Raw genomic sequence first — 2,574 nt, forward strand, 5'->3', positions numbered from 1 at the left:
TGCCGTCGATGAGGGAGTGACGGCAGCCGTACTTGTTGTCGAACTTCGACTTCGTCACGGCGTCGTTCACATTGATCGCCGGGAACAACAGGGTGCCGTCCCGGTACATCTCGTAGAGACGGTGGACACCGGTCGTGGTCTCCTCCGTCACGCCACGGATCTCCGAGGACATGGCCGTCCAGTCGAGTCCGCTGCGGTCCAACAGGGCGCGGACCACGGCCAGTTCCTCGTTCTCGGCCTCGGGCAGGATCCCCGTCTTGCGGTACTCGACGCCCTTGTGGACGAGGAGGGTGGCGTCGCCGCCGTCGTCCAGGATCATGTTCGGGCCGGTGTGGCCCGGCCAGGTCAGCGCCTGCTCCGTGCACCACCAGTACTCCTCCAGGGTCTCGCCCTTCCAGGCGAAGACCGGGATGCCCGCGGCGGCGATCGCGGCCGCCGCGTGGTCCTGGGTGGAGTAGATGTTGCAGGAGACCCAGCGGACGTCGGCGCCGAGGGCGACGAGGGTCTCGATGAGGACGGCCGTCTGGACCGTCATGTGCAGGGACCCCGTGATCCTGGCACCCGCCAGCGGCTGCGCCGCCGCGTACTCCTCGCGGATCGACATCAGGCCGGGCATCTCGTGCTCGGCGAGGGTGATCTCCTTGCGGCCGAAGGCGGCCAGGGACAGGTCGGCGACCTTGAAGTCCGTGAAGTCAGCGGGCGGCTGCGAGGGCATGTGTGCTCCTTGAGGTACGGATGCTCTGGATGTTCTCGTGGATCTCGAGCGTCGCGGTGGATCGGTTGAGGGTGATGTAGTGCAGCCCGGGCGCTCCCTCGGCGAGCAGCCGTTCGGCCATGGAGGTGGCGTACTCCACGCCGATGCGATGTCCCTCGGCCGGGTCACCGGCGGCCGCTTCGAGGCGGTCTGCCAGTGCGGCGGGGAAGCGGGCGTTGGACAGCTCGGCGAAGCGGCGGATCTGCCGCACGTCGGTGGCCGGCATGATCTCCGGGATGATCGGGGTGTCGCAGCCGGCCGCCGCGACCCGGTCACGCAGCCGCAGATAGTCCTCCACGTCGAAGAACATCTGGGTGATGGCGTAGTCGGCGCCGGCCCGGCACTTGGCGACGAAGTGGCTGATGTCGCTGTGCCAGTCGGCCGAGCGGGGATGCCGCTCGGGGAAGGCCGCGACGCCGACGCTGAAGCCGCCCAGGTTCCTGACGAGCCGGACCAGTTCATGCGCGTGCGTGAACCCCTGGGGGTGCGGCGTCCATGGCGCGTTGGGGTCGCCGGGCGGGTCGCCGCGCAGGACGAGCACATCGCGCACGCCCGCGTCCGCGTACTGGCCGATGATGTGGCGCAGTTCGGCCACCGAGTGCCCCACGGCGGTCAGATGGGCGACCGGGCGCAGGGTGGTCTGGGCGGCGATGCGCTTGGTGACCTCGACGGTACGGTCCCGGGAGGAGCCGCCCGCGCCGTAGGTGACGGAGACGAACGTCGGCGAGAGGGCTTCGAGGCGGCGGATCGCCTGCCACAGCATGCGGCTGCCGGCCGCGGTCCTGGGCGGGAAGAACTCGAAGGAGAACGTCGGGGCGCCGCTCGCCAGAATGTCGCGCAGCGTGCTCAATTGCGGCCTCCGGCGTTGAAGTAGCTCGCTTCGGGGTGGTGCAGGACGATCGCGTCGGTGGACTGCTCGGGGTGCAGCTGGAACTCCTCGGACAGGACGACGCCGATGCGTTCCGGTGCGAGAAGCGTGGCGATCTTGGCCCGGTCGGCGAGGTCGGGACAGGCGGGGTAGCCGAGCGAGTAGCGGCAGCCCTGGTACTCGGTTCGGAACATGCCGTCGAGCAGGTCGGGGTCACCGCCGGCGATACCCAGCTCGGAGCGGACGCGTGCGTGCCAGTACTCGGCGAGCGCCTCGGCCAACTGGACGGACAGGCCGTGCAGTTCGAGGTAGTCGCGGTACGAGTTCGACTCGAAGAGCCCCGCGGTCGCCTCGCCGATCCGGGAGCCGACGGTGACGACCTGGAGGCCCACGACATCGGTCTCGCCCGACTCCTCCGGACGGAAGAAGTCCGCGAGGCACAGGCGGCGGCCGCGGCCCTGGCGGGGGAAAGAGAACCGGGACAGTTCCGAGCCCGCCTCGTCGAGGAGGATGAGATCGTCACCCTTGGACACGCACCGGAAGTAGCCGTGGACCACGGCCGCTTCCAGCAGGTTGTCCGTCTGCAGCCGGTCGAGCCAGCCGCGCAGGCGGGGGCGGCCCTCGGTCTCCACGAGCTCCTCGTACGTGGGCCCGTCACCGGTGCGCGCCTGCTTGAGGCCCCACTGCCCCTTGAACAGGGCGCCCTCGTCCAGCCAGGACGCGTACTCCTTGAGCTGGATTCCCTTGATGACGCGGGTGCCCCAGAAGGGCGGCTCGGGGACCGGATTGTCGGTGGACGTGTCGGAGCGTGCGGGCCCCTCTTCGGGCCGCTCCTCGATCTGTACGCTGCCCGCCTTCACCCGGCGCTGCTTGAGCTCCGGCAGTGTCGCGCCCGGCACGCCCCGCTTGACGGCGATAAGGGCATCCATCAGACGCAGGCCCTCGAACGCGT

3 protein-coding genes are annotated in these 2,574 nt (G+C 69.7%); all 3 read right to left on the minus strand.

The window, feature by feature from the left end; translation table 11 throughout:
* On the minus strand, nt 1-715 hold a 715-nt coding region (locus CG723_RS45855), incomplete at its 3' end, for an adenosylhomocysteinase (RefSeq protein WP_100599484.1).
* Nucleotides 693-1,604 (minus strand): methylenetetrahydrofolate reductase [NAD(P)H], encoded by a 912-nt coding sequence (metF, locus tag CG723_RS45860; protein ID WP_100599485.1) that lies wholly within the window; start codon nt 1,602-1,604, stop codon nt 693-695. The genes metF and CG723_RS45855, both read right to left, overlap by 23 nt.
* A partial coding sequence (locus CG723_RS45865) for a vitamin B12 dependent-methionine synthase activation domain-containing protein (protein ID WP_324907965.1) occupies nt 1,601-2,574 on the minus strand: 974 nt, incomplete at its 5' end. The genes CG723_RS45865 and metF, both read right to left, overlap by 4 nt.

This window comes from Streptomyces sp. CB01635 (genome assembly GCF_002803065.1).
In the GTDB taxonomy this organism is placed as follows: domain Bacteria; phylum Actinomycetota; class Actinomycetes; order Streptomycetales; family Streptomycetaceae; genus Streptomyces.